Origin of the sequence: Nocardia sp. (assembly GCF_025465275.1) — a bacterium.
Taxonomy (GTDB): domain Bacteria; phylum Actinomycetota; class Actinomycetes; order Mycobacteriales; family Mycobacteriaceae; genus Nocardia.
In genome coordinates this window covers 33,518-58,879 of record NZ_JAODNK010000109.1, presented here as the reverse complement: position 1 = coordinate 58,879, position 25,362 = coordinate 33,518, and the positions used below count along the sequence as shown (strand labels likewise).

Annotated in this window: 23 protein-coding genes and 1 pseudogene; 15 read left to right on the top strand and 9 right to left on the bottom strand. The window is 67.3% G+C overall.

Going from position 1 to position 25,362, the window contains the following annotated elements; translation table 11 throughout:
• Window positions 1–346, bottom strand: a pseudogene (locus JWN03_RS25055) (NAD(P)(+) transhydrogenase (Re/Si-specific) subunit alpha); the annotation flags it as partial.
• Window positions 347–585: 239 nt separating this feature from the next.
• Between JWN03_RS25055 and JWN03_RS25050 the strand changes: the two are divergent.
• From JWN03_RS25050 to JWN03_RS25040, 3 genes are read left to right on the top strand one after another with little or no spacing between them, the layout of a single operon-like run.
• Window positions 586–1,035 (top strand): HIT family protein, encoded by a 450-nt coding sequence (locus JWN03_RS25050; RefSeq protein ID WP_297619774.1) that lies wholly within the window; start codon window positions 586–588, stop codon window positions 1,033–1,035.
• Complete coding sequence (locus tag JWN03_RS25045) at window positions 1,032–1,850, top strand: maleylpyruvate isomerase family mycothiol-dependent enzyme (protein ID WP_297619771.1); 819 nt, start codon at window positions 1,032–1,034, stop codon at window positions 1,848–1,850. Before JWN03_RS25050 ends, JWN03_RS25045 begins: the two co-directional genes overlap by 4 nt.
• Window positions 1,851–1,856: 6 nt before the next feature.
• Window positions 1,857–2,495: a Type 1 glutamine amidotransferase-like domain-containing protein gene (locus tag JWN03_RS25040; protein ID WP_297619768.1), complete on the top strand. Its 639-nt coding sequence runs from the start codon at window positions 1,857–1,859 to the stop codon at window positions 2,493–2,495.
• 56 nt (window positions 2,496–2,551) lie between these two features.
• On the opposite strand, the gene JWN03_RS25035 is transcribed toward JWN03_RS25040, so the two are convergent.
• The gene (locus JWN03_RS25035) at window positions 2,552–3,985 is read right to left on the bottom strand and encodes an MFS transporter (RefSeq protein WP_297619765.1); all 1,434 of its coding nucleotides are present in this window, start codon (window positions 3,983–3,985) and stop codon (window positions 2,552–2,554) included.
• A gap of 61 nt (window positions 3,986–4,046) precedes the next feature.
• On the opposite strand from JWN03_RS25035, the gene JWN03_RS25030 reads away from it, so the two are divergent.
• The gene (locus tag JWN03_RS25030; protein WP_297619762.1) at window positions 4,047–4,607 is read left to right on the top strand and encodes a MarR family winged helix-turn-helix transcriptional regulator; all 561 of its coding nucleotides are present in this window, start codon (window positions 4,047–4,049) and stop codon (window positions 4,605–4,607) included.
• On the opposite strand, the gene JWN03_RS25025 is transcribed toward JWN03_RS25030, so the two are convergent.
• Together JWN03_RS25025 and JWN03_RS25020 are read right to left on the bottom strand one after the other, a co-directional pair.
• On the bottom strand, window positions 4,569–5,954 hold the full coding sequence (locus JWN03_RS25025) for an MFS transporter (RefSeq protein WP_297619759.1): 1,386 nt from the start codon (window positions 5,952–5,954) through the stop codon (window positions 4,569–4,571). The genes JWN03_RS25030 and JWN03_RS25025 overlap by 39 nt on opposite strands.
• A 139-nt stretch (window positions 5,955–6,093) precedes the next feature.
• A complete protein-coding gene (locus JWN03_RS25020; protein WP_297619756.1) occupies window positions 6,094–6,951 on the bottom strand; it encodes an NAD(P)H-binding protein in 858 nt (285 codons plus the stop codon).
• A gap of 73 nt (window positions 6,952–7,024) precedes the next feature.
• On the opposite strand from JWN03_RS25020, the gene JWN03_RS25015 reads away from it, so the two are divergent.
• Window positions 7,025–7,981, top strand: a complete 957-nt coding sequence (locus tag JWN03_RS25015; RefSeq protein WP_297619752.1) for an AraC family transcriptional regulator — start codon at window positions 7,025–7,027, stop codon at window positions 7,979–7,981.
• 177 nt (window positions 7,982–8,158) lie between these two features.
• Entirely contained in the window at window positions 8,159–8,605 is a 447-nt protein-coding gene (locus JWN03_RS25010) for an acyl-CoA thioesterase (protein ID WP_297619749.1), read from the top strand.
• Between the two features lie 577 nt (window positions 8,606–9,182).
• On the opposite strand, the gene JWN03_RS25005 is transcribed toward JWN03_RS25010, so the two are convergent.
• Genes JWN03_RS25005 through pdhA form a run of 3 tightly spaced genes read right to left on the bottom strand, consistent with a single transcriptional unit; the run spans window position 9,183 to window position 12,577 of the window.
• Window positions 9,183–10,469: a dihydrolipoamide acetyltransferase family protein gene (locus JWN03_RS25005; protein ID WP_297619783.1), complete on the bottom strand. Its 1,287-nt coding sequence runs from the start codon at window positions 10,467–10,469 to the stop codon at window positions 9,183–9,185.
• A 48-nt stretch (window positions 10,470–10,517) separates the two neighbouring features.
• The gene (locus tag JWN03_RS25000; protein WP_297619747.1) at window positions 10,518–11,501 is read right to left on the bottom strand and encodes an alpha-ketoacid dehydrogenase subunit beta; all 984 of its coding nucleotides are present in this window, start codon (window positions 11,499–11,501) and stop codon (window positions 10,518–10,520) included.
• On the bottom strand, window positions 11,498–12,577 hold the full coding sequence (gene pdhA / locus JWN03_RS24995; RefSeq protein WP_297619744.1) for a pyruvate dehydrogenase (acetyl-transferring) E1 component subunit alpha: 1,080 nt from the start codon (window positions 12,575–12,577) through the stop codon (window positions 11,498–11,500). The genes JWN03_RS25000 and pdhA overlap by 4 nt, the downstream gene beginning before the upstream one ends.
• A gap of 180 nt (window positions 12,578–12,757) precedes the next feature.
• Here pdhA and JWN03_RS24990 point away from each other — a divergent pair, with 180 nt between their 5' ends.
• From JWN03_RS24990 to JWN03_RS24980, 3 genes are all read left to right on the top strand, one after another.
• Window positions 12,758–13,267: an Lrp/AsnC family transcriptional regulator gene (locus JWN03_RS24990; RefSeq protein ID WP_297619741.1), complete on the top strand. Its 510-nt coding sequence runs from the start codon at window positions 12,758–12,760 to the stop codon at window positions 13,265–13,267.
• Window positions 13,268–13,337: 70 nt separating this feature from the next.
• Window positions 13,338–14,771, top strand: coding sequence for a benzoate/H(+) symporter BenE family transporter (locus JWN03_RS24985; RefSeq protein ID WP_441343052.1), 1,434 nt, complete (start codon window positions 13,338–13,340; stop codon window positions 14,769–14,771).
• 48 nt (window positions 14,772–14,819) lie between these two features.
• Window positions 14,820–15,653, top strand: coding sequence for a sulfurtransferase (locus tag JWN03_RS24980; protein ID WP_297619737.1), 834 nt, complete (start codon window positions 14,820–14,822; stop codon window positions 15,651–15,653).
• A 181-nt stretch (window positions 15,654–15,834) separates the two neighbouring features.
• Here the strand turns inward: JWN03_RS24980 and JWN03_RS24975 are convergent, their stop codons facing one another.
• Both JWN03_RS24975 and JWN03_RS24970 read right to left on the bottom strand, forming a co-directional pair.
• The gene (locus tag JWN03_RS24975; protein WP_297619734.1) at window positions 15,835–16,512 is read right to left on the bottom strand and encodes an HNH endonuclease family protein; all 678 of its coding nucleotides are present in this window, start codon (window positions 16,510–16,512) and stop codon (window positions 15,835–15,837) included.
• 195 nt (window positions 16,513–16,707) lie between these two features.
• On the bottom strand, window positions 16,708–17,070 hold the full coding sequence (locus JWN03_RS24970; protein ID WP_297619732.1) for a hypothetical protein: 363 nt from the start codon (window positions 17,068–17,070) through the stop codon (window positions 16,708–16,710).
• A gap of 286 nt (window positions 17,071–17,356) precedes the next feature.
• On the opposite strand from JWN03_RS24970, the gene JWN03_RS24965 reads away from it, so the two are divergent.
• From JWN03_RS24965 to JWN03_RS24940, 6 genes are all read left to right on the top strand, one after another.
• Window positions 17,357–20,506 (top strand): DEAD/DEAH box helicase, encoded by a 3,150-nt coding sequence (locus JWN03_RS24965; RefSeq protein ID WP_297619730.1) that lies wholly within the window; start codon window positions 17,357–17,359, stop codon window positions 20,504–20,506.
• A complete protein-coding gene (locus tag JWN03_RS24960) occupies window positions 20,503–21,276 on the top strand; it encodes an SWIM zinc finger family protein (RefSeq protein ID WP_297619728.1) in 774 nt (257 codons plus the stop codon). The genes JWN03_RS24965 and JWN03_RS24960 overlap by 4 nt, the downstream gene beginning before the upstream one ends.
• 120 nt (window positions 21,277–21,396) lie before the next feature.
• Complete coding sequence (locus JWN03_RS24955) at window positions 21,397–22,233, top strand: SDR family NAD(P)-dependent oxidoreductase (RefSeq protein WP_297619726.1); 837 nt, start codon at window positions 21,397–21,399, stop codon at window positions 22,231–22,233.
• 19 nt (window positions 22,234–22,252) lie between these two features.
• Window positions 22,253–23,176 (top strand): ferritin-like domain-containing protein, encoded by a 924-nt coding sequence (locus JWN03_RS24950; RefSeq protein ID WP_297619724.1) that lies wholly within the window; start codon window positions 22,253–22,255, stop codon window positions 23,174–23,176.
• Complete coding sequence (locus JWN03_RS24945) at window positions 23,173–23,823, top strand: hypothetical protein (RefSeq protein ID WP_297619722.1); 651 nt, start codon at window positions 23,173–23,175, stop codon at window positions 23,821–23,823. Before JWN03_RS24950 ends, JWN03_RS24945 begins: the two co-directional genes overlap by 4 nt.
• Window positions 23,824–23,831: 8 nt before the next feature.
• A complete protein-coding gene (locus JWN03_RS24940; protein ID WP_297619781.1) occupies window positions 23,832–25,361 on the top strand; it encodes a flavin-containing monooxygenase in 1,530 nt (509 codons plus the stop codon).
• Window position 25,362: the final 1 nt, after the last annotated feature.

Genomic DNA, 25,362 nt, shown 5'->3' with positions numbered 1-25,362 from the left:
GCGCGCCGATCTTGGTGTCGGCATTGCGCGGTGCGAGGAAGCCGATCAGTGTCTGCCCGCTCGAAAGCTTGGCGATCTCGGCGTCATTGGGCGGCGCCACCTTGACGACGACGTCCGTGTCCCAGGGGTCACCGATCCTCGCGCCGGCCGCGGTGTAGGCCTCGTCGGGAATGAGTGCGCCCAGCCCGGCGCCGGCCTCGACGATCACCTCCACACCCCGCTCGAGCAGGGATGGAATGATCTTCGGCACCAATGCGACACGTCGTTCGTCGGGGTTCGTCTCCCGAACCACGCCGACACGTGCACCGCGGGGCGCAGCCGTCTGTGCGCTCTGCGTTGTGTCCACTTGTCAAACTTCCTTCTCGTGGTGAGCCCAGGCCACCTGAGTACTTCGTGATGGGCCGTGTCACCGGTCCAACGGTGGGCCGAACTTACTTTTGGGTAAGTTCGTGAGAATTCTCGCAACTGTACCCGGTCGCCGGTGAGCGTAGCGGAGATGGGCGTCACACGGGGTGGCGACAAAATCGGACAACCCAATGTTGAGAGGGGTGTCGCGGGTCACCTTTACGCCGTAATGTCTGCAAGGTGAGCGGCTGCATCTTCTGCCGGATCGTGGGGGGCGACGCACCCGCGACCAAGATCTTCGAGGACGACGTCCTCCTGGCGTTTCTGGACATACGGCCCATAACCCGGGGCCACACCCTGGTGATTCCCAAATCGCACGCGACCGATCTGGACGAGCTGGACCCCGCGCTGGGCGCGCGGCTCTTCACCTTCGGCCACCGCCTGGCAAAGGCCGTGCGCCGCAGCGATCTCGGCGCGGACGGGGCCAACCTGGTGCTCAATGACGGCAAGGCCGCATTCCAGACCGTGCATCACGTTCATCTGCACGTGGTCCCGCGTTGGAAGGGCGACACCCTAACTTTCGCGAAGGGTTTCGTCCTGCGCCGGGCGCACGACCCGGACCGGACCGCCGCTGCCATCCGGGCCGGCCTGGTCCGGCTCGCCGACGAGGAAAAGGAAACCACCGCATGACCGACACGGTGCCGGACCGGACCGTCATCACGACAGCCCTGTCCGACCAGTGGGACACCCTCACCCGTCTAGTGGGAGGACTGGACGAGGACGGCTGGCGTACCCCCTCGGCGCTGCCGGGCTGGACCGTCTTCGATGTGCTCGCGCACGTGATCGGTACCGAATCGCTGCTGGCCGGGGAGCCGGTGCCGGATATCGAGGTGGCGGGGGAGCACATTCACAATGAGATCGGTGCGCTCAACGAGAAGTGGATCCGGTCGCTGCGGCCGCTCTCCGGAGCCCAGCTGCTGGCGCACTTCCACGAGGTGACCACGCGGCGGCTGAAGCAGCTCGCCGAACTCGCCCCCGGGCAGTGGGCCGAGAATGTGCCGTCTCCGGTCGGCATGACGCCCTACGGCCGGTTCATGCGGATTCGCCTGTTCGACTGCTGGATGCACGGGCTCGATATCGCCGACGGACTCGGCGTGCGGATCGACGAAGGTGGGTTGCGAGCCGAAACAGCTTTCACCGAGCTGGTTTTCGGTATCGGCCGCGCGGTGGTCAAGGGCGGCGGGGCGCAGGACGGCGCGCGTATCACCTTCGAGATCACCGGGCCGGTGGTGCGGACCCTGCACATCGCGGTGGTCGGCAGCCGGGCCAACCCGGTCGAAAACCTCGACGGCCCCGCCGATGTCGTTCTCACCCTGAGCTCCGGCCTGTTCGCGCGGCTGCGCGGCGGCCGCACGAAGGCCGATGCGCACATGGGGGAATTCACCCTCGCCGGTGATATCGAGCTGGGCAATCGCCTGGTTCGCGGCCTCACGTTCACCATCTGAGACCCCGTGCGACTGTTCCTGTCCAGCTATCGTTTCGGCGCGCACACCGATCGGCTGCTCGCCCTGGTGGGGGAGCCGGGCCGGGTCGCGGTCATCGCGAATGCCTGTGATGCCTGGCCGTCGGCCTGGCAGAGCGCGGTCACCAGTGATCTTTTTCCGCTGCGCCGCTCGGGTTTCCAGCCGGAGGTGGTCGACCTGCGGGATTACATCGGCCGGACCGCCGAACTGGAGCAGACCCTGTCCGAGTATCCGATGGTGTGGGTGCGCGGCGGCAATACCTTCGTGCTGCGCGCCCAATTCGCGCGCAGCGGAGCGGATGTCGTGCTGACCCGGCTGCTCGCGGCAGACGCGCTGGTCTACGCCGGATACAGCGCCGGCGCCTGCGTCATGACACCTGACCTGCACGGTCTGGAATCGACGGATGATCCGGCCGAGGTGCGCACCGCCTGCGGTATCGAACCGCGCTGGGACGGACTGGGATTGGTGAATCGCCGCATCGTCCCGCATCTGGATTCGCCCACCGATCCGGACGGGCATTCCCGGAAGCTGGTGCGCGACTACCTCACCGCGGGAGTTCCGCACTGGGCACTGACCGACGATCACGTGGTCGTCGTCGACGGTGACCGCACCGAGGTGCTGACATAGAAAGAGCCGGTCGACGGGCATCGACCGGCTCTTTCGGATTCGATTGTGCTACCGGGCTACTCGGCTCCGTGCCGCAGGCCGTGCACCACCGCGACGATCGCGGCCAGCAGGGCGGCAATGCCGAGGATGGTGAAGGACAGCACGTAGGCGTGCAGCGTCGGCACATGACTGTGCGCGATGACCTGCGAGGTGAGGATCGACCCGGTGACCGCGCCCGCGATACTGCCGCCCGCGGTACGCACCAGCGAGTTGATGCCGGAGGCGATACCGCTCTCGCTCATCGGCACATGCATGACGGCCAGCGTGCCGAGTGCGGCGTAACCGATACCGAAGCCGGTGCCCTGCAGCACATTCGTGACCACCATCTGCCAGCCGTGCTCGTGGAACCCGGCCGTCCACAGCATGGACGCGGCGGCGAAGGCCGAGCCGATGGCGAGCGTGTAGGCCGCGCCGATGCGGGCGGCGATCTTGCCGGTGCGGAAGGAGAACAGCGTCATCAGCAGTGCGCTGGGGATGCCGTAGAGGCCGACGGCCAGCACCGAACCGGACAGGCCGTAGCCGACCTTGTCGGCCGGGGTCTGCACGAAATTGGAGACCAGCGTGAAGGATCCGAACAGTGCGGCGCCGAGCAGCAGCGAAATCAGGTTGGCGGTCAGCGATTTCGGGCCGACCAGCAGCTGTAGTCGCACCAGCGGCTGGGTCACCTTCAGCTCCACGAACACCCAGATCACGGTCAGCACGATGGCCGCGCCGAACAGGCCCAGCACGCTGGGGGAGGTCCAGTGCCAGCGCGCGCCCTCGCTGATGGCCAGCAGCAGCGTGATCAGCAGACCGGCCAGCAGCGCCGCGCCCACGTAGTCGGGGGAGCCGCCGTGCCGGACGCCGGTGTCCTTGGCGGTGAACTGAATCAGGACGGCGGCGAGCACACCGAGTGCCGCGGTGACCCAGAAGACCGGGTGCGGGTTGGTGGTGTGGTCGGCGATGACACCGGTCATGAGCATGCCGACGGTGCCGCCGACGCCCATGGTGCCGGAGACGACGCCGATGGCGGTGACCATCTTCTCCGGCGGGAAGGTATCGCGCAGAATGCCGATGGCGAGCGGGATCATGGCCGAGGCGGTGCCCTGCAGCGCGCGGCCGATGATGTAGACGCCCAGCGAGGTGGCGAACGCGCAGACCACCGAGCCGAGAATGAGCAGGCCCATGGCGATCAGCACCATGCGCTTCTTGCCGTACATATCGCCGAAGCGGGAGAGCAACGGGGTGGCGACCGCGCCACTGAGCAGGGCGGCGGTGAACAGCCACTGGATGCCCGCGGCATCGGTGCCCAGCTGCACCATCATGTGCGGCAGCAGCGGAATGACCACGGTCTGCTGCAGTGATACGACCAGTCCGGCGGCGCTGAGCGCCAGCAGGGTGAGGGCCAGATGAGTCTTCGAATGGCCGTCGGTGGGGGTTCCGGCGACCGGACCGACAGCGGTCGTAGTCATGTTTGGCAATCCTTCAGATTACTTACCAAAATTAAGTAAATGTGTCTCGTAAGATAACCACATGCCGCCGCCGGAATCCACCTCCGTCCCCCGAGTCGACTCAGCTCACATAGTCGAACTCGAAGGCGCGCTCGCCCGCGTCGCCTACCTGCTCACCCGGGTGCGCCGCCACGATCGCGCCATGATCAAGTGCGGCGTTTCCATGGATCGCGCCAGCGTGCCGCTACTGCGCGTGCTCTGCGACGACGGGGAGCCCATGCGCCTCGGCGAGCTCGCCGTCCGCCTCGATGTGGAAGCGCCACACGTGAGCCGGCAGATCCAGCGCCTCGAAAAAGCGGGGTACATCGAGCGTGTCGCCGACCCGGTCGACGGCCGCGCCCAACTCGTCCGCCCGACCGCCACCGGTCGCCAGGCCGTGGATGTCATTCGCGAGGTGCAGCGCGACTGGATGCAGGAGGCTCTGGCCGACTGGAGTACCGAGGATCTGAAGGCCCTGGCCGTGCTCAACCACCGCATGGTCGACGACTTCCTGGACCACGCCGAAACCATCGGCGACTTCGGTGCGGCCGCGCGCGAACGCCGCCTAGTGCGTGCCGACGACGCGAGCGCCCCAGGCGCATAACAGCAGCGCGATCAGCGGCACCACCATCGCGGTCGTGAGCGGCACCACCGTGGTGAGCCACCCGATGATCGCCGGCCCGGCCAGCAGCCCCACATATCCGAGCCCGAACACCCGCGACATATCCGTCGCCGAATTCGCCGACCCCAAATTCCCCGCGGCCGTGAACACCTGCGGCACCGCACCGGACAATCCGATCCCGCACAGCGCCCACCCCGCCAGCGTCAGCGGCAGCCACCCCGATATCGCGATCAACCCGAACCCGCCCGCCCCCAGCACCGTCCCCCATCGCACCACCGCCACCCGCCCGAACCGCCCACTCACCCGATCCGCCACCAACCGCCCCGCCGTCATAGTCGTAGAAAACGCCCCATAGGCCAGCGCCGCGGTCCCCACCTCCACGCCCAGCCGATCTCGCAACTGCAACGCACTCCAATCCGCCGCCACCCCCTCCGCCATCAATACCGCAAACGCAATAGCCCCCAGCACCAACACCTTCCGTGTCGTGCCCGTGGCGGCACGCCGCTCGGCCGCCAGCCCCTCGGTGCTGTGGCGCAACGCTCGTCGGTCCGGCGCAGCGGGGACCTCTGATTCGCTGCTTGCACCTGTCGCCCCGAGATTGTTGTGCTCACCGATCCGCTGTTGCCCACTCTCGGCCGGTGCGTCGTAGGTGTCGTGGGCGCCGGCTGTCGCTTGCGCGCTGAATCTCTGCTGCGGAGTGCCACTTTCAGCGGTCTGCGGGTCTCGATCCGGGGGCGTGCGGGTCGTCGGCGTGGGCTGGTGCGGGAGTAGTCGGGGCGTGCAGAGCGCTACGAGGGTGAGGCCGAGCGCGGCGGAGAGGAGGAGGGTGGTGTGGATGTTCCAGTGGGCGCGCTGGGTGGCGGCGCCGGCGAGGGAGCCGAGCAGGCCGCCCAGGGAGAAGCAGGCGTGGAAGGCCGACATGATGGGGCGGGGGTAGGCGCGCTCGATGTGGACGGCCTGGGCGTTCATCGAGACATCGAGCATGCCGTTGCCGAAGCCGAAGGCGGCCAGGGCGATTGCCAGTGTCCCAGGCGAGGTGGCCAGGCCGGGGCCGATGAGCGCCACCGACAGGATGGTCGCGGCGGTGGCGGTCAGGGTGCGACTGCCGAGCCGGTCGGCGAGCGGCCCGGCGGCCTGCATGCCGACAATGGCGCAGCCCGCCATGAGCAGGATGAGCACTCCCAGGGCGCTGTGCGACACCCCCGCCCGCTGGGTGACGGCCGGAATGTGCACGATCCAGAGCGCCGAGAGCATCCCGTTCAGGCCGAACACCGCGAACAGTGCGATACGCGCGGTTCGGATAGGAGGAGCGGGCGTCGCAGCGACCATTGGTACGACGCTACCGGCCGAGCCGGCAGCTCCCCTGCACCCACAACCTTCGCGGCCCCGTCGACGCTCCCGGCTGTGATCCGAAACTTCTGTACTGCAATCTGTTTCGTACTCCAGTGTATGCCCGGGCACCGACAGGTTAAGCCTGCGCTGTGACCGACCAGACACCGGAAACCGCCACGTCGCGGGCATACTCGGCGAAGTCCCGGGGCGCGCGGCCCAGAGCGCGGAACACCCCGTCGGAAAGCTGCGAATTGCGCCCGTCCAGCACCGTGCCGAACAGGTAGTCCAGCAGGCTCACCTCGTCGGCGGGCACACCGTAAGAGGTCAGCGCCGCAATGAAATCCGTGCGCGACAGCGGCACGAACGCGATCTCACGCCCGATCGCCTGCCCGATCTCGGCAGCCGCCTCGGCGAAGGTCAGCGCCCGCGGCCCGGTGAGTTCGTACACCTGCCCGGTATGCCCGGCACCGGTCAGGGCCGCTACCGCTACATCGGCGATGTCATCGGCATCCACGAACGGTTCGGGCACCTCTCCGGAGGGCAGTGCCACCTCGCCCGCCAGGATGTAGTCCGCGAATGCGCCCTCGCTGAAGTTCTGCGCGAAGAAGGCGCACCGCACCACGGTCCACTCCAGACCCGAATCCCGCACGATCGCTTCGCATTCCAGCGCCTCGGGCTCCCCGCGCCCGGACAGCAGCACCAGTCGCCGCACGCCCGCCTCGACGGCGAGGGCGCTGAAAGCCTTGATATCGGCGTCGGCCCCGGGCACCGCCAGATCCGGCTGATAAGCGAGGTAGACGGCGTCGATTCCGGCCAGTGCCGGTCCCCAGGTGGCGCGGTCGGTCCAGTCGAAGGGGATTGCCGCCGTGCGGGAACCCGATCGCACCGGGACGCCGAGGGCGGTCAAACGGGCCCCCACCCGGCTGCCGGTTTTACCGGTTCCGCCGAGGACCAGAACGGTGTTTTCGCTGTTCGCAAGCTCTGTGTTCGTCATGAGACAAGTACACCGAGAATCCGTGAGCGTAAACATGGTTGAGAAGCGCGCGGGCATTTGCCATCGTCTACGCATGGATGTTCTGGCCAGCCTGCTCGAAGGACCACGCGCGCGGGCGGCCTTCGTCATGCGTTCCTCGTTCGATCCGCCCTGGTCGCTGCGCATTCAGGACGAGGCGCCGCTGACCCTGGTGGCTGTGGTCCGCGGCGACGGCTGGATCGTGCCGGACCCCAAGGGCGGCAAGCCGATTCCGGCGCGGCAGGTGCACGAGGGCGATATCGCCGTCTTCCGCGGCCCCGATCACTACACCATCGCCGACGACCCGGGCACCGGCCCGCAGGCCATCATTCATCCCGGTCAGATCACCACCACCCCCGACGGCGAAGTGCTCTGCGAGACCCTGAGTCTGGGCGTCCGCAATTGGGGTACCAGCGCCGACGCGCAGACCGTGTTGATAACCGGCACCTATGAGCAGGAGTCCGCCGCCAGCCGCCGCCTGCTCCGGGCCCTCCCGCCCATCGCGGTGCTCACTCGCGGCGAAATCGATTCGCGCGTCCTGGATCTGCTCGTCGACGAGTCCGCCAAGGAGCTGCCCGCCCAGAGCGCCATGCTCGATCGCCTCCTGGATCTGCTGCTGATCGCCACCCTGCGCGCGTGGTTCGCCCGCGCCGACGCCCCCGCCTGGTACCACGCGTACAGCGATCCCCTGGTAGGCAAGGCCCTTCGCCTCATCCAGCACAACCCCGCGCACCCCTGGACCGTCGCCTCGCTGGCCGCCGAGGTGGGCGTCTCCCGCGCCGCCCTCGCCCGCCGCTTCACCGAACTCGTAGGCGAACCCCCGATGTCCTTCCTGACCGACTGGCGACTGGCCCTGGCCGCCGATCTGCTGCACGAATCGGACGCCACCCTGGAGTCCATCGCGCACCGTGTCGGCTACGGCAGCGCCTTCGCCCTCAGCACCGCCTTCAAACGCCATCACGGCATCAGCCCCCGGGACCACCGCAATACCCCCGACCAGCGCACGGCTTAGTCGAGATACCAGCCTGAGGGCAGCAGACTAAAGTTCACGCCCGAGACCATCCACCCAAAGTTCGCGGCCCGTCTCGTTCTGGACTGAGCGGAGCGGGGGAGCGAAGCGGAGGAGCGGAGGGAGGGAAGAACGAGACTTCGGGGCCGCGAACCGCCCGGAGCGAAGCGGAGGGCGAATATGACACAGCAGCAGGATTACCCGGTGCTCTGGCCGGTGCCGACGCGCTGGGCGGACAACGACCACTACGGTCACGTGAACAACGTGACGTATTACAGCTATTTCGATACCGCCGTGAACGCGTGGCTCATCCACGCGACGGGCACCGATATCCGCGACCTACCCGCCATCGGCGTGGTGGCCAAGACGTCCTGCACCTTCATCGGCTCGATCAGCTTCCCCGACCAGCTGCTGGTCGGCATCCGCATTGCCCGCCTTGGCAATTCCAGCATCAGCTACGACCTCGCCATCTTCCGCGATGCGGGCGACTCCCTCCAACTAGCCGCCACCGGCACCTTCGTCCACGTCTACGTAGACGACGAAACCCGCAAACCAGTCCCCATCCCCGACGTAATCCGCGACGCCGCAGAACTTCTCGTAGTAGCAGCCGCCGCCGAAGGCCACTGACCCCCCACCGACCGCACAGCCCATATCTCCGTCGCGCAGCCCCGATATGTGCTGCTCAACAGCGACACAGGCTGTTCCGTCGGAGTACTACACGTCGCGGGTGCGCGGGCCCGCCAGGACGCCGTTTCGACCGCACAGCCCGTGTCTCCGTCGCGCAGCCCCAATAGAGGCTGTTCCATAGGGACACGGGCTGTTCCGTCGCGTGCTACACGCGGCTGAGGAGGGTCAGCGGGTCCGCCAGGACGCCGTTTCGACCGAACAGCCCGTGTCTCCGTCGCGCAGCCCCAATGGAAGCTGTTCGACGGCGACAAGCGCTGTTTCGTCGGAGTGCTTTACGCGGCTGAGGAGGGTGAGCGGGTTCGCGAGGATGCGTATCGACGGAACAGCCCGTATCTGCGTCGCACAGCGTGGATGAGGGCTGTTCGATAGGGACGCGGGCTGTTTCGTCGGAGCGCTGCACGCGGTCGAGGGTGAGCTGGGCTGGCAGGGTGTCGTATCGACGGAACAGCCCGTGTCTGCATCGTGCAGCCCCGATAAGTGCTGTGGGGTAGTGACACGGGCTGTTCGGTGTGGGTGGTCAGACGCGGCCGAGGAGGGTTAGGGGGTCTTCCAGGAGGGCGGCGATGCTGGCGAGGAAGCGGGAGCCTTGTTCGCCGTCGATGAGGCGGTGGTCGAAGCTGAGGCCGAGGGTGGTGACCCAGCGGACTGCCAGTTCGTCGCGGTGTACCCAGGGGCGTTTGCGGATGGAGCCGAGGCAGAGGATGGCCGCTTCGCCTGGATTCACCAGTGGGACACCGGTATCCACGCCGAAGACGCCGACATTGGTGATGGTGAAGGTGCCGCCGGTGAGTTCGGCGGGGGTGGCGCCGCCGCTGCGCGCCAGTTGCGCGACATCGCTGATCTCCTGGGAGAGAGCGCGCAGGCTGTGCGAGTGCGCGTCCTTCAGGTTCGGCACCATCAGTCCGCGTTCGGTGGCGACTGCGATGCCGAGATTCACATAGTGCTTGGTGACGATCTCCTGATTCGCCTCGTCCCAGGCGGCATTGAGGTCCGGGAATTCGCTCAGCGCAACCAGTGTCGCCTTGGCGACCAGAGCCAGCGGTGTGAGCGTCAGCCCCGCGAAGGTGGGTGTCGCCCGCAGGTGATCCAGCAGCTCCATGGAACCGGTGAAATCGGTGGTCACGAAGGTGCTGGCCTGTGGAATGTGCTGGGCGCTCGCCACCATGGCCGCTGCCGTGCGCTTGCGGATTCCGGCGATGGGCGTGCGGGTTTCGCGCTCGGCGGGCACCGGGCGGGCAGTGCTCGCCACCGAACCCATGGGTGTCACCGGCGGGGCGGTGTGGATCGGAATGACATCGGCCGCACGGGCATCCGGCCGCGCGCCGTGCAGATCGTTCAGGGTGACCGCGCCTTCCGGGCCGCTTCCGGCAACGGCCGTCAGATCGACGCCGATCTCGCGGGCCAGCTTGCGCGCGCCGGGGGTGGCGGCGGGCCGGCCCATCGAGTCACCCACCGGTGCACCGCTTCTCGTCCCCGCGGCGGGGGCGGCGGCCGCCCGGGCGCGCCGCGAAACCGGTTCGCTGTCGGGCCCGTACCCCACCAGCACCGCCTGCCGTTCGGCCGGCGCCTCCGCAGCGGTCCCGATGCGAATGAGCGGTGCGCCCACCAGTACCGTATCTCCGGGCCGCGCGAGTAGCGCCAGCACGGTCCCCGCGAATGGGCTCGGCAGTGCCACCTGAGCTTTCGCGGTCTCGACCTCGGCGATGACCTGGTTCAATTCCACCGTATCGCCGACCTGCACCTGCCACGACACCAATTCGGCATCGGCCAATCCCTCACCGAGGTCGGGCAATTGAAATTCCATTACTTGCTGCTGCTGTTCCACCGAGCTTCCTCCGAAGGCATGTGACCGTTAGGCGGCGAGCGTGCGATCGACCGCGGCGAGAATGCGGTCGGGGTCGGGCAGGTGGTGCCGTTCGAGTTTAGCCGGGGGATAGGGGATGTCGAAGCCGCCGACGCGCAGTACCGGCGCTTCCAATTGGTAGAAGCAGCGTTCGGTGATGCGGGCCGCGATCTCGGCGCCGAGTCCGCCGAATACCGGCGCCTCGTGCACAATAATCAACCGACCGGTCTTCATTACCGAAGTTTCGATGGTGTCGAAATCGATCGGCGAAAGACTGCGCAGATCGATCACCTCCAGCGAATGCCCTTCGCTCGCCGCAATATCGGCGGCCGTCAATGCGGTGGCGACGGTACCGCCGTACGCGACGACGGTGGCATCTTCACCGCTGGTGCAGACCCGGGCCTGGTCCAGCGCGAGCCCGCCGTCCCGGTCGAGCTGCTCGAAATCGATGTCGGCTTTGTCCCAGTACCGCCGCTTCGGTTCGAAGAAGATGACCGGATCATCCAGCGCGACCGCCTGCCGGATCATGAGATACGCATCCGCCGGATTGCTCGGCGATACCACGCGCAGCCCCGCCGTATGTGCGAAATACGCTTCCGGAGATTCGGAGTGATGCTCCACCGATCCGATGCCACCGCCGAACGGAATACGAATGGTGATGGGCGCGACCACTTTTCCCTTGGTTCGATAGTGGATCTTCGCCACCTGGCAGACAATCTGATCGAACGCCGGATACACGAATCCGTCGAACTGGATTTCACACACCGGCCGCAGTCCGCGCAGTGCCATTCCGAAAGCCGTTCCGATGATTCCGGATTCGGCCAGCGGCGTGTCCATGACGCGGCGGTTGCCGAAATCCTTCTGCAGCGTATCGGTGACCCGGAAGACCCCACCGAGCCGGCCGATGTCCTCGCCCATCAGAATGACTTTGGGATCGTCCTCCAGAGCGCGCCGCATACCGAAATTGATCGCGCCCGCGAATGTCGTCTTCATGGCCGGACTCCCTCCAGATAGGCGGCGTACTCCCGGCGCTCCTGCTCGACGAGTCGGTGCGGAGTGGCGTAGACGTGCTCGAACAGTTCCATGGGCTCCGGATCGGGCATGGTCAGCGTGGCGCTGCGCAGCCGGGCGGCGATCTCGTCACCGCGCTGTTTCACCTGCTGCTCGAAGTCGCTGTCCCACAGCCCCTCCCGCTCCAGCAGCCGATGCAGCCGATCGATGGGATCACGCCGCTGCCACAGCTCCAGTTCGGCGGCGTCGCGATAGCGGGTGGGATCGTCGGCGGTGGTGTGCGGGCCCATCCGATAGGTGATGGCCTCGATGAACGACGGCCCGCCGCCGGAGCGGGCGCGAATGAGCGCCTGCCGGGTGACGGCCAAGACCGCGAGCGCGTCATTGCCGTCCACCTGCACCCCGGGAATGCCGTAGCCGATGGCCCGGCGCGCGATCGGGGTGGCGCTCTGCACCCGCGTCGGCGCGCTGATGGCCCATCCATTGTTCTGGCAGAAGAACACCACCGGCGCACTCCAGGAGGCCGCGAAGCCGAGCGCCTCGGAGATATCGCCCTGACTGGTCGCGCCGTCGCCGAAGTAGGCGATAGTGGCGATCTCCGCGCCCTCCAGATGGGCGGCGTAGGCGTATCCGGTGGCGTGTAGTCCTTGCGAGCCGACCACGATCGCCGGATTGGTCATCTTGTAAGCGTCTGCGTCCCAGCAGGAATGGGCGACGCCGCGCCAGAGCCGGGTCATATTCTCCGGGGGTATGCCGCGGCAGTAGGCGACAGCGGCCTCGCGGTAGGAGCAGAACACATAATCGTCGGAGTGCAGGGCGTGCGCCGAGCCGACCTGCGCCGCCTCCTGGCCGAGCAGCGGCGGCCACAATCCCAACTGGCCCTGCCGCTGCAGTGCGGTCGCCTCGGTGTCGATCCGGCGGGCCACGACCATATCGGTGTACATGGCGCGCAGTTCGTCACGGCCGACATCAGCCACCAGTGGGGCGTGCACACGATCGAATACGCGGTGGCCGTCGGGCTGGATCAGCTGCACCGGGTAGGTGTTCTTTTCGGGCATGGGTATCGCCTCCTCGAAACACCGGGTACACCGTTATCGCCGTGGGATTGTGTCCCGCGAGCAACGATGTGTGTCCTGTATCACCCAGCATCCTCCGTTAAGCGATCTGCGCAAGCATTGCGGGCGAAACTGTGCAGAATGCTCGGTCAATGGCCCGCTCGGCGTGTCATACTGCGTTTCATGTCCAGTAATGAACCCGCTGCCGGGGCGATGGACGCCACCGATGCCCGGCTGTTGCTGGAGTTGGTGGCCAACCCCCGTGCGACCGGGGTGGAACTGGCCGCGCGACTCGGCCTCTCCCGCAATACCGTCCAGGCCAGATTGGCCAGATGGGAAGCGAACGCGGTACTGGCCAGCTTCGAGCGGCGGGTGGAACCGCGGGCTCTCGGTTATCCGCTGGCAGCCTTCGTGGCCGTAGTCGTCGATCAGCACAAATTGGACGCTGTGGTGGCCGAATTGGCGCGGATTCCGGAGGTCACGGAGGTCTGCGGAATGACCGGTCCCACCGATTTGACGGCCCGCGTGGTGGCCCAGGACGCTGACGATCTCTACCGGATCGCCGGGCACATACTCAAGATTCCGGGTGTGGAACGCACCAATATGGCCCTGATCATGCGCTCGCTCGTCGGTCCGCGCACCACCCCGCTGCTCGATCGCCTCGCCGGCGGGAACAGTAACTCGGGCCAGTAGCGCGAAATTCAGTCCAGTTTCGGCAGATTGGCTGGCGACCGCGGGCCTACTGGACCGGGACCATGACCCGATGAGCACTACTACCGCCGACACTCCGGCCGCCCGGACCGCGCCCGCGGCGGGGATCGGGCAGCCCATCGGTGCCGGCATCGTCACCGCGCTGGTCGGCTTCACCAGTTCCTTCGCGGTGGTGCTCGGCGGATTGACCGCCATGGGAGCGACTGCGGCACAGGCGGCTTCGGGACTGCTCGCCGTCTGCGTCACCCAGGGCGTGGGCATGCTGCTTCTGAGCCGCCACTACCGGATGCCGATCACGCTGGCCTGGTCCACGCCGGGCGCGGCATTGCTGGCGAGCACCGGTGCGGTCGCAGGCGGCTGGCCGGCCGCGGTCGGCGCCTTCGTGGTGGCGGGCCTGCTGATCGTGCTGACCGGTTTCTGGCAGCGGCTCGGCGCGCTGATCGCGGCGATTCCGGTCGAGATCGCGCAGGCCATGCTGGCCGGCGTGCTGCTGCCGCTGTGCCTGGCGCCTATGCACGCCCTGACCGTGAGTCCGGCCGTGGTGGTTCCGGTGATCGTCACCTGGCTGGTGCTGCAGCGGTTCGCGGCGCGCTGGGCGGTGCTCGCGGCCTTCGCGGTGGCGGCGGTCGGCGCGGGCATCGATATCGCGGTCACGCACCGCCACCTGAATGTCGCCGCCATGGCGCCCCGCATCGAATGGACGGTGCCGCAGTGGAGTTGGCAGGCGCTGATCGGGGTGGCGGTACCGCTGTACATCGTCACCATGGCCGCACAGAATATTCCGGGCACCGCGGTCATGAACTCGCTCGGGTACAAGGTGCCGTGGCGGGCGGCCATGGCGGTCACCGGGCTGGGGACCGTTCTCGGTGCACCGGCGGGCGGGCACGCCATCAATCTGGCCGCCATCAGCGCGGCCCTCTCGGCCGCACCGTCCGCGCATCCGGATCCCAAACGCCGCTGGATTGCCGCCGCGACGGCAGGCGGTATGTATCTGCTGCTGGCCTTGGCGTCCGGAGCGCTGGTGACGCTGGTGGCGACCGCACCCAGGGGTGTGCTGGAAACCGTTGCGGGACTGGCTCTTATAGCCACGCTGGCGGGAGCCCTGACCTCCGCGCTCACTCCGCCCGAACACCGCTCGGCCGCCGCGCTCACCTTCCTGGTCGCCGCCTCCGGCGTCACCCTGCTGGGCATCGGCGGCGCGTTCTGGGCCCTGGTGGCCGGGCTGGTGGTCCGCTGGCTGTTGCGTCCGCTCCCCGAACAGCCGCGCGCGACGGATTCAGCGCAGCTGGGGGCGGCGGATTCGGGACGGCTGGGGTCGGCGGATTCGGGACGGCTGGGGGCGGCGGACTCGGGACGGCCGGGGGCGGCGGACTCGGGACTGCCGCGTGGGGCGGATTCGGGTTTGCCGCACTCGGCGGATTCGGCGGCCGGGACGGTGCAGCCCGAGTCAGGGAGCGCGGCTGCGGTGCGGGAGGGTGCTGCGTAGGGTGGGGAGTGTGTTCCGGCGTGGGGGTTTCTGCGAAAAGGAGTTGGCTTGAGCGCGGTGCTGATCTCGGCCGAGGAGCTGCGAGAGCTGCTCGCCACCGGGGATTCCCGGGTCCGGCTACTGGATGTGCGATGGGCGCTCGGTGATCCGGACGGACCGCAGCACTATCTGGACGGGCACATTCCCGGCGCGGTCTTCGTCGATCTGGAAACCGAACTGGCCGACCCGCCTTCGCCTGCCAAGGGCCGTCATCCCATGCCCGAGCTCGCGCACCTGCAGAAGTGTGCGCGCAGCTGGGGTCTGCGCACCGGTGACACGGTGGTCGCCTACGACGCGACCGGAGGTATGGCCGCGGCGCGCGCCTGGTGGCTGCTGCGCTGGGCCGGGGTGCCGCAGGTGCGCATCCTCGACGGCGGACTCCCGGCCTGGGAACGCGCAGGCGGCAAGGTGATTGCCGGGGAAGAGTCCGATCCCGAACCCGGCGATGTGGTCCTGACCCCCGGCGGCATGCCGGTGCTCGATGCCGATGCGACCGCTGGTTGGAACGGTGTACTGCTCGATGCCCGGGCGGGCGAACGCTATCGCGGTGAGGTCGAGCCCATCGACCCACGCGCGGGGCATATTCCAGGTGCGATCAGTGCACCGACGTCAGAAAACCTCACCGCCACAGGCACTTTCAAGCCTCTCGACGAATTGCGTTCGCGCTTCACCGGATTGGGTGACGGCCCGGTTGCCGTCTACTGCGGTTCCGGTGTGACGGCCGCCCACCAGGTCGCCGCACTCGCGGCGGCCGGTATCGACGCCGCGCTCTACCCGGGCTCCTGGTCGCAGTGGTCCAACGACCCGAAGCGCCCGGTCGCCACCGGAGCTGAGCCCGCCTGACGACTGGCTGCTGTGGATCCCGGCCAAAAGCGTGCCGGGATGACGAGGTGCGGCGTGCCGGAATGCGGAGGGCGGCGTGCCGGAATGCGGAGGGCGCTTGCTGAGATGTCGAAGGGCAGGCTGCCGGGATGACGAAAGGGCGGCGTGCCGGATGGTGGAAGGTTCGCTGCGTCGTTGATCGTTATGGGCAGGTTCGGGAGATGCGTTGCAGGGCAGTGCGGTCGGCGGCGGTGAGCGGTAGGTCGTAGTGGGTGGCGACGGTGAGGTATTTGCCGGCGTAGAAGCAGCGGTTGGCGCGGGCGGGCGGTAGCCAGTCGCCGGGGGTCTGATCGCTTTTGGCCTGGTTGGCTTTTCCGTCGACGGCGAGCAGGTTGTAGTCGATGTCATTGGCGAAACGCATGCGGCGCTCCAGGGTCCAGCTCGACGCACCCAGATCCCAGGCGGCGGCCAGTGGGAAGACATGGTCGATCTGCACGGCGCGGGCATCGACCTTGTCGAAGGTGATGCGCTGCCCCGTATAGGGATCGTCGAGGGTGCCGCCGACCACCACACAATTGCGGGTGCCGGGCCGGAAGGCGGTCGCCGAAAGTTGGCGGGCCAGCACATTATTGCGGGTATCGCAGCCGTCGTGTCCGCCCGGACCGTCGTGATCGTCGGTCCAGGCCGGCCCGAATACGCAGCCCTGCCCCGATTTACAGCCGCGCTCGTAGCCGCCGGGCCGGGTTCGCTTGGGCACCATGCGCGCACTGGCCAGCAGCTCCTCCAGATGCGCGCGGCTGGGACTGCCCGGCGCGGGCGGAACCTGGCCGGGAAGTACCGAACACCCGGACGCGGTGAGTGCGAGCAGTACGGCGCTCACCACCGCGAGCACCGCGCACCACACCGATCGGCTTCGCTGCCGGGCAGGAAGTCGATTCGGTATCAGGCGGATTCGGTGCTGCGGCCGCACCGTCCTAGATCTACCCGATCGAGCCGGCTACAGCCCGCATCGGCAACACTTCGCACCCGCCGCGCCGTCGAATCATCACCGGCGAGCGGGTGCGAAGGTGTCTGTCTAAGACCAGGCGTGCGCGAGCAGATCGTCCGCCGAAGCCTCGGTGAGCTGCGGTGGGAAGCGCATGGCCGCGATGGAGGCCGGTCGGGTGCCGTCATGGCCGATCAGCCAGGAGCCGCCGCGGTCCTCGCATTCGGCGATCTTGGCAAAGGTGGTGAGCAGGAAGGTGATGGCCTCACGGGGTTCCATGGTGCGCGCCAGTCGCTGGGATTCTCCGGGGCGGGACAGATCGAGCCACACCCCCGATTGCCCGTCCAGGCGCATCCCCACGATTTTCGTCGTGTCCACGAATGTGAATCTTCGTCGTTCCCACGGCGTCGTCGGCGTGAAGGACTGCTCTAGCACTTGGAGCAGGATCGTCATCTTCACTGCCTCCCTCGGTCTCGATATTGCCACGGCTCCGGATTGAGTCGCGGTGGATTTTCAGGGTGCGCCCCACGCGGCTGCCAAAACGCACAGCCGAGGCCGCCGTATGCGGTGACCAGGGGTTATCTCAGTATGTGCCGGATTCGGGCAGAAATAAAGACCCGGTAGGGTTCGTGATTTGTCTGATTACGAATCGAAGGTCGCACAATTCGGGCGATGCGGCCGATCGAACTTGCCGGAGCGGGCTGATCGGGCTGTCGGACCGGGCTGATTGGATAGGCGGATGCTGCACGGACTGTGGTCGCCGGGGTCGGGATTGGTGCTGTGGCACGACCCTGCCGGTGACACGGTCGATGCCGACGCCCTGCCGGACCCGCTGGGGTCGATCGTGCGGGCGGTGAAGTTCCGGCACAAGGCGAAGGTGCTGGTCGCGGGGGCGTACGGGCCGGAGGAGGTCCAGGTCCGGGTTCATGCGCTGGCCCCGGAGGCGGCGGCGTCGGTACTGCTGCAGGAACTTCCGGCGCAGGCGGTGGCCGGGGATCTGCGCTATCTGGCGCATGTGGTGCGGGGTGTGGAGCGCTGGGTGCGGGCAGGTCGCATAGTCCCGGAGGTGCGCCGTGACGACGGCGAATGGTGGGTGCGGTGGCGGCTGGTCGGCGGGCAGCGGCAGCGTGCCTGGCTGGCCGAGCTCGCGGTGGCCATGCCCGCCGCCCTCCAGGTCGGGGGGCGGCCGGCGGAACTGCTCGACAACCTCACCGCCGAACTCACCGATCCGATCGCCCGCCTGCACCTCATGCCCAAACTGCCCGCGCTGCTGAGCACGGCCGCGCAGGTGCCGATCGGCTACTCGTCGCGTGAAGGCACCGGCGCGGCAGATGACGGCATGCTCGATTTCGACACCCCATCGACCGCGGACACCGAGTTGGACCGCGCTCGATTGCGCTTGCAGTCGTTGCACGTCGCCGGAGCGGACCGGGGCGGCTCCCGGCCGCACCGGCAGCCGCCCTCACCCGAGGCTGCCGCTACCGATGGGCCACAGCCTCGTTCGCATCCGCTGCTGATCGCGCTGCTGGATGCGGAGCCGCTGGATGCGGGGTCACATCGGGTATCGGCGGTGCTCGAGGATTGGCGCACGAGTCTGACGGCTGATGAGCCGGAACTGGTGCTGCGGCTGCTGGAACCGGATTCCGAGGATGCGGTCGAAGCGGGTGCGCTGTGGCGGCTCGAGGTGTGCCTGCGCGTCGAAGGTGAAGCGCCGCAACCGGTATTGCTGCCCGGTGACCCGCATATGGTGCGGCTCGCGGGGGAGAAGTTGGCCGCCGCCAAGCTGGCGTATCCGCGGCTGCGGGATCTGCCGGGTGATGCCCGCAGTATGGATCTGTACCTGCCGACCGAAGTGGTCATGGACCTGGTCGCACACGGCGCCGGTGTACTGCAGTCCGCCGGTGTGCGACTGCTGCTGCCGCGCGCCTGGCGCATTGCCGCCCCGAGCCTGCGCCTGCAGGTGCAGAGTCCCGCCGCCACCGAATCCGCTGTCGGGCTGGACGGTTTGGTGTCCTTCCGCTGGGAGTTGGCGCTCGGCGATACAACGCTGACGCCCGCCGAAATGACGCGGCTGGTGCGGTCGAAATCGGATCTGGTGCAGTTGCGCGGTGAGTGGGTGCAGGCCGATCACCGCACCCTCGCCGTCGCCGCCGACTACGTCTCGGGCCACACCGACGGCACCGAGACGAGTGTCGGCGCGCTGTTCGCGGAGCTCGCCGCGCACCCGGCCATCGGTGTCCCGCTGGAGCAGATCTCCGCAACCGGTTGGGCCGCAGAGCTTTTCGACGGTGAGCACACGACAGCCCCCGTATCCGAGCCGATCGGCCTGAAGGCCACGCTGCGCCCCTACCAGCTGCGCGGCCTGGCCTGGCTGGCCACCATGAGCCGCCTCGGCTGCGGCGCGATCCTTGCCGACGATATGGGCCTCGGCAAGACGGTTCAGGTGCTGGCGTTACTCGTGCATGAACGCGAAACTGCCTCTGCGGCAGCATCATCGGGCGCATTCGAGGCGGTCGAAACCGCCACGATTGCGGGTGCCGGGGCGGCGGTGGACGCTGTGGCCGAAGGCGGCGGCTCGGCCGCGGGCCCCGGGGTCGGGCCGACGCTATTGGTTTGCCCGATGTCCGTGGTCGGGAACTGGCAGCGGGAGACGGAACGGTTCGCGCCGGATCTGCGGGTACTGGTGCATCACGGTCCGGGGCGGCGGTCGGGGGCGGAATTCGATGCGGCGGTGGCGGATTCGGATCTGGTGGTCACCACGTATGCGCTGCTGGCCCGGGATGTCGAGGAGTTGAAGCGGCAGCGGTGGCAGCGGGTGGCGCTGGACGAGGCGCAGCACATCAAGAATGCGGGGACCAGGCAGGCGCGGGCGGCGCGGCTGGTGCCGGCGCGGCATCGCCTGGCGCTCACCGGAACTCCGGTGGAGAACCGGCTCGAAGAGTTGCGCTCGATTATGGATTTCGCCAATCCCAAGCTGCTGGGCAAGGCCTCGGAATTCCATGCGCGATTCGCGGTGCCGATCGAGCGGGAGCGTGATGAGAATGCCGTTGCCCGGCTGCGCGCCATTACGTCGCCGTTCGTGCTGCGCCGGGTCAAAACCGATCCGGCGGTGATCTCCGATCTGCCGGACAAGATCGAAATCACCATGCGCGCCAACCTGACCGTGGAGCAGGCTGCGCTGTACCAGGCGGTGCTCGACGATATGTCGGCCAAGCTCAAATCCGCGGAGGGTATGGAGCGCAAGGGCGCGGTGCTCGCGGCGCTGACCAGGCTCAAACAGGTGTGCAATCACCCCGCGCACTATCTGAAGGATGGTTCGGCGGTGCTGAAGCGCGGCCACCACCGGTCCGGGAAATTGGCGCTGGTGGAAGACATTCTGGAATCCGTGATCGCGGATGGTGAGCGGGCGCTGCTCTTCACCCAGTTCGCCGAATTCGGTGATCTGGTGTCCCCGTACCTGTCCGAGCGTTTCGGTACGGAGGTGCCGTTCCTGCACGGCGGGGTGAGCAAGCAGCGCCGCGATGCCATGGTCACCGGATTCCAGGAGGACGAGAACGGTCCGCCGCTCATGCTGCTGTCGCTCAAGGCCGGTGGCACCGGACTCAATCTCACCGCCGCCAATCATGTGGTGCACCTGGACCGCTGGTGGAATCCGGCGGTCGAGAACCAGGCCACCGACCGCGCCTTCCGCATCGGCCAGCGCCGGGATGTCCAGGTGCGCAAGCTGGTGTGCGTGGACACCATCGAGGAGCGGGTGGACGACATGCTGAACGGCAAACGCCAACTCGCCGATCTGACCGTCGGCGCGGGCGAGAAGTGGATTACCGAACTGGGTGACGAGGAATTGCGCGAGCTGTTCGCCCTCGGTGCGGAGGCCGTCGGCGAATGAACTCGTATATCGACTTCGGTGAGTTCGGCGAGCGCCGCCCGGTCAAGGACGGCGTGTCCGCGCGCAGTCGCAGCGGCGCGGCCTTCGCCAAGACCTGGTGGGGCCGTTCGTTCCTGAGGGCCGTCGAACAGGTCGCCGACCAGGGCCGCCTCACCCGCGGTCGCTCCTACGCCCGCACCGGCCAGGTGATCAGCTACCGCATGGAGCCCGGCGCGGTCGCCGCCGAGGTGCAGGGCAGCCAGCCCCGCCCCTTCATCTCGGTGCTCGCGCTCCGCCAGCTGCGTGATGACCGCCTCGACGAACTGGTGGACCTGGTCCGCGCCACCCCCGGCATGCTCGGCGAGATCGCCGCGGGCGCCCTGCCGCACACGCTCGGCCCGCTCCTGCTCCCGAACACCGCCTCGGAACTGGACTTCTCCTGCACCTGCCCCGATCCCGGCTGGCCCTGCAAGCATGTGGCGGCGGTCTGCTACATCATTGCCGAACGCCTCGACGAGCACCCGCGAGATCTGCTCACCCTGCGCGGCATCGAGCTGGATGCGCTGATCGGCAGCGTCCAGAATGAAAGCGCCCCAGCGGCTTCCGGTGATCTCTACGGCGAGGACACCGAACTCCCGAAGCTCCCTAAGCCCGAATTCCGCCCGGCTCCAGAAGATCTCGACGCGATCCTACTCCGTCAGGCCCTCCGCATGACCGCCGAGGACGAACGCACCGCAGAAATCGGCCTCCGCCAGCTCCGCTCCCTCTACAGAGTCCTCGACGCCGACTGACGGTTTGTGCACGTGCATCGTTGACATCTCGGCACATCGCGCGCCTAATTGGTGGCAGGTGCGGCCAGTTGTGGCGGATGCCACCACTTACCGCTCGGGTGGACTGATCCGGGAGTTCTCATGCGTCTCAATCCCTTCGGCGGTTCCCGCCGCACCCAGCAGGCGGATGCCGTGGTGACCGGCGCGGGCAGCGGCATCGGCCGCGCCTTCGCGGTCGAACTCGGCCGCCGCGGCGGGCGGGTGATCTGCTCCGATATCGATGCCGAGCGGGCCCGGGAAACCGTCGAATTGGTCACCGCCGCAGGCGGAAAAGCCTTCGATACCAGCTGCGATGTGAGCAGGATCGAGCAGGTCGAGGCGCTCGCGAACACGGCCGAGCAGTGGTTCGGCAAGCCTGCCGACATTGTGGTGAACAATGCCGGAATCGGCCGCGGCGGCGAGGTCATCGGCGATGCGCCGCTGAGCGAGTGGCATCAGGTCCTGGATATCAATCTGTGGGGCGTCATCCACGGCTGCCATGTCTTCACGCCCAGACTGCGTGCGGCAGGGCACGGCGCGATCGTGAATGTCGCCTCCGCTGCGGCCTTCGGCGTCGCACCCCGCATGGCCGCCTACAACGTGAGCAAGGCGGGTGTCCTCGCCCTGTCGGAGACCCTCGCCGCCGAACTCTCCGGCACTGGTGTCGGCGTCACCGTGCTCTGCCCGACCGCCGTGAAAACCAACATCCTCGAAGGTGTTTCGGTCGGCAGCGAGGCCCTCGACGAATGGGGCGACCGCCTGCTGCGCTGGACCGGCCGCGAACCCGCCTCCATCGCCCGCACCACCCTCGATGCCGTGGACCACGGCCAGCTGTATGTGGTCCCGCAGTTCGAAGCCAAATTGATCTGGCAGTCCAAGCGACTGCTGCCCCAGCAGTACACCCGCGCCGCCGGATTACTGGAGCGTTTGGTGCGGTAAAGCACGAAGGAGCTGAACAATGGCGTTCGCGTATTCCGACATGCTCACGGTCATCAAGGATCGGCAGTGGGCCCTGGTCGATATCGACTGGGACGCACCGGGAGCCGAGTTGATCACCGCCGAGCAACGGCCGCGGCTCGCGGCCTTCATGGCCGATCTGGTGTGGATAGAACACGTCGGCGCGCGCGGCTTCGCGGCGCTGACCAAGCGTGCGCCGGAGGGTCCGCTCAAGGAGATCTACCGCTACTTCCACGCCGAGGAGCAGAAGCACGCCAATGCCGAGCTGGCGCTCATGCGGCGCTGGGACATGCTCGATGGTGATGCCATGCCGGTGCCCAACAAGAACATTCGGCTCGTCATCGAACTGCTGGACCGGCTCGGCGACGATCTGACCCTGCCCGTGCTCGGCACCGTCATCCCGTCCCTGGAGTGCGCACTCGACGGCGCACTGGTGAAATTCCTGCTCGACGAGGTGCAGGACCCGATCTGCCACGAGGTGTTCCGGCATATCAACAGCGATGAATCCCGCCATCTCGCCGTGGGTTTTCAGGTGCTGGAGCAGCTCGGCGCGGGACCGATGCGCCGCATTGCCATCGAGACCGCCGGATACGCCCTGCGCCCCAGTCTCATGCTCGGCGCCCTGCTGTACACGCCGCTGCTGTCCCGCATGTCCGCCAACATCATGGCGATGGGTCTGGACGAGCAGAAGCTGTGGAATGCCGTGCTGCGCTACGAGAAAGCGGGCGAACGCAGCCCGAGTATCCGGCGTATCCCGCTTTTCCATGTGGTGCGGCTGCACGGCCGCGCGACCATCAATCGCATTCAGCCGTTCCAGACGATCAATGACGCGCTCAACAAGGCCATCGATCGATTCCCGATCCGCGTGCTGGGCAGGCCGCCGTCGTGGTCGGAGGCCCTGACCTTCGATCCGGTGGCGAAATGACCGCCCCGATCCGGCGCGGCCATGTGCCCGGCGATGACGTGGGCTCCGCTGTTCGTGGCTCGAAAACCTATACCGGACAGCAGATTCACTGCACCCGCTGGCGTGACGACTACGACCTGTCCGATCTGCACGTCGCGGTTGTGGGCGGCGGCCCCGCCGTCGCCCGGGTGCTGCCCGCCGTCATCACGCAGGCGCGCAGAGTCACTGTGTTCCAGCATGATCCGGTGTGGGTACTGCCGGCTCCGCCCGTCCCCGGTGTGCGGCAATTACTGCGCAGCCTGCCCGAGGATCTCCTCGGCCTACTGCCTGCAGACACCGCACCGCCGCTTCCCAGCAGCACTCCCGCCGAGGAAAACGCGCCGTGGTCGCCGATCACGCCGCTGCGCCGGCTCACCCACGAGGTGCTGCGCCGGACCGCCGCCGTGAATCTCCGTGTGCAGGTGCGGGATTCCTGGCAGCGGCGGCAGTTGACCCCCGATTCCGCCGCCGGGGTCCGGCTGCACAACCACTACTACCGGGCGCTCCAGCACCCGAACTGCCTGCTCATCACCTGGCCGATCGCCCGGCTGGCGCCGCTCGGCATTCGCACCGTGGACGGTGTCGAGCATCGGGTGGACTGCATCATCTACGCGGAGGACATGCCTTGAACAGCACTGTGGTGGACCACGAGATCATTATCGTCGGGGCCGGATTCTCCGGTATCGGCACCGCGATCGCCCTGCGCAAGGCGGGATTCGACGATTTCCTGATCGTCGACGACGCCGACGGGGTGGGCGGTACCTGGCACTGGAATACCTATCCCGGTATCGGCGTGGATATTCCGTCGTTCAGCTACCAGTTCTCGTTCGAGCAGCAGCACAATTGGTCGCGGGTGTACGCACCGGGCAGCGAGCTGAAGGCCTATGCCGAACACTGCGTGAGCAAGTACGGCCTGCGCCCGCGTATTCGATTCAGCACCACCATCACTCGTGCCGACTTCGATGACACCGTGCATGTGTGGCGATTGCAGACTGCCGACGGGGACCAGCTGACCGCGCGTTTTGTCATCGGTGCGACGGGCGTGCTGACTCGGCCGAAGACGGCGGAAATCCCTGGCGTGGAACGCTTCACCGGCATCACCATGCATACAGCGCGCTGGGATCACGACCAGGATTTGCGTGGCAAGCGAGTGGGCATTATCGGTACCGGCGCGTCCGCGGTGCAGGTCATTCCGGAGATCGCACCGGAGGTGGCCGATCTTGTTGTCTTCCAGCGCACTCCGATCTGGTGCCTGCCGCGCCCCGATGCGGCCCTGCCTCCGGCGGTGCGGCAGATGCTGCGGCTCCCCGGCGGGCAGTTGCTGACTCGCTGGCTCAGCCAGGCCTTTGTCGAGGTGACCTTCCCGCTGGCCGCCCACTATTACAAGGTGCTGCCGATGGCGAAGCTCGGTGAACGCTCCGGCCTGGCGCATTTGAAGCAGCAGGTGCAGGATCCGGTGGTGCGCGAGAAGCTCACGCCCAAGTACGCGGTCGGCTGTAAGCGTCCGTCCTTTTCGAATGACTACCTGAAGACGTTCAATCGCGAGAACGTGCACCTGGATACCGACCCGATCACCGAGATCTCCGCAACGGGCGTGCGTACCGGCATTGCGCACCATGAAGTTGACGTGCTGATCATGGCGACCGGCTTCAAGGTCATGGAATCGGGCAATATGCCGACCTTCGACTTACACGGCAGCGACGGCACCCGCCTGGAGGATTGGTGGGATACGCGCAGGCTGCAGGCCTATGAAGGTGTCAGCGTGCCGGGCTTCCCCAATTTCTTCACCATTATCGGCCCCTACGGCTACAACGGTTCCTCGTACTTCGCCCTCATCGAAATGCAGACCCGGCACATTCTGCGCCTGTTGGAGCAGGCTCGCCGCCGGCATTCGACCCGCGTCGAAGTCACCGAGGAAGCCAATGCCGACTACTTCCAGGAAATGCTGGATCGCCGTGGCTCACAGGTCTTCTGGCAGGACAGCTGCGCGCTGGCCAACAGCTACTATTTCGACAAGAACGGCGATGTGCCGTTGCGCCCCATGACCACTCCCGAAGGTTTCTGGCGCGCAGGCCATTTCGACCTGGACCACTACCGCTTCGACACACTCGGCAAGCGGCCCGCGAAACCGGTGGCAGCCGGCGACCGGGTACGGAACCGCTCCTGAG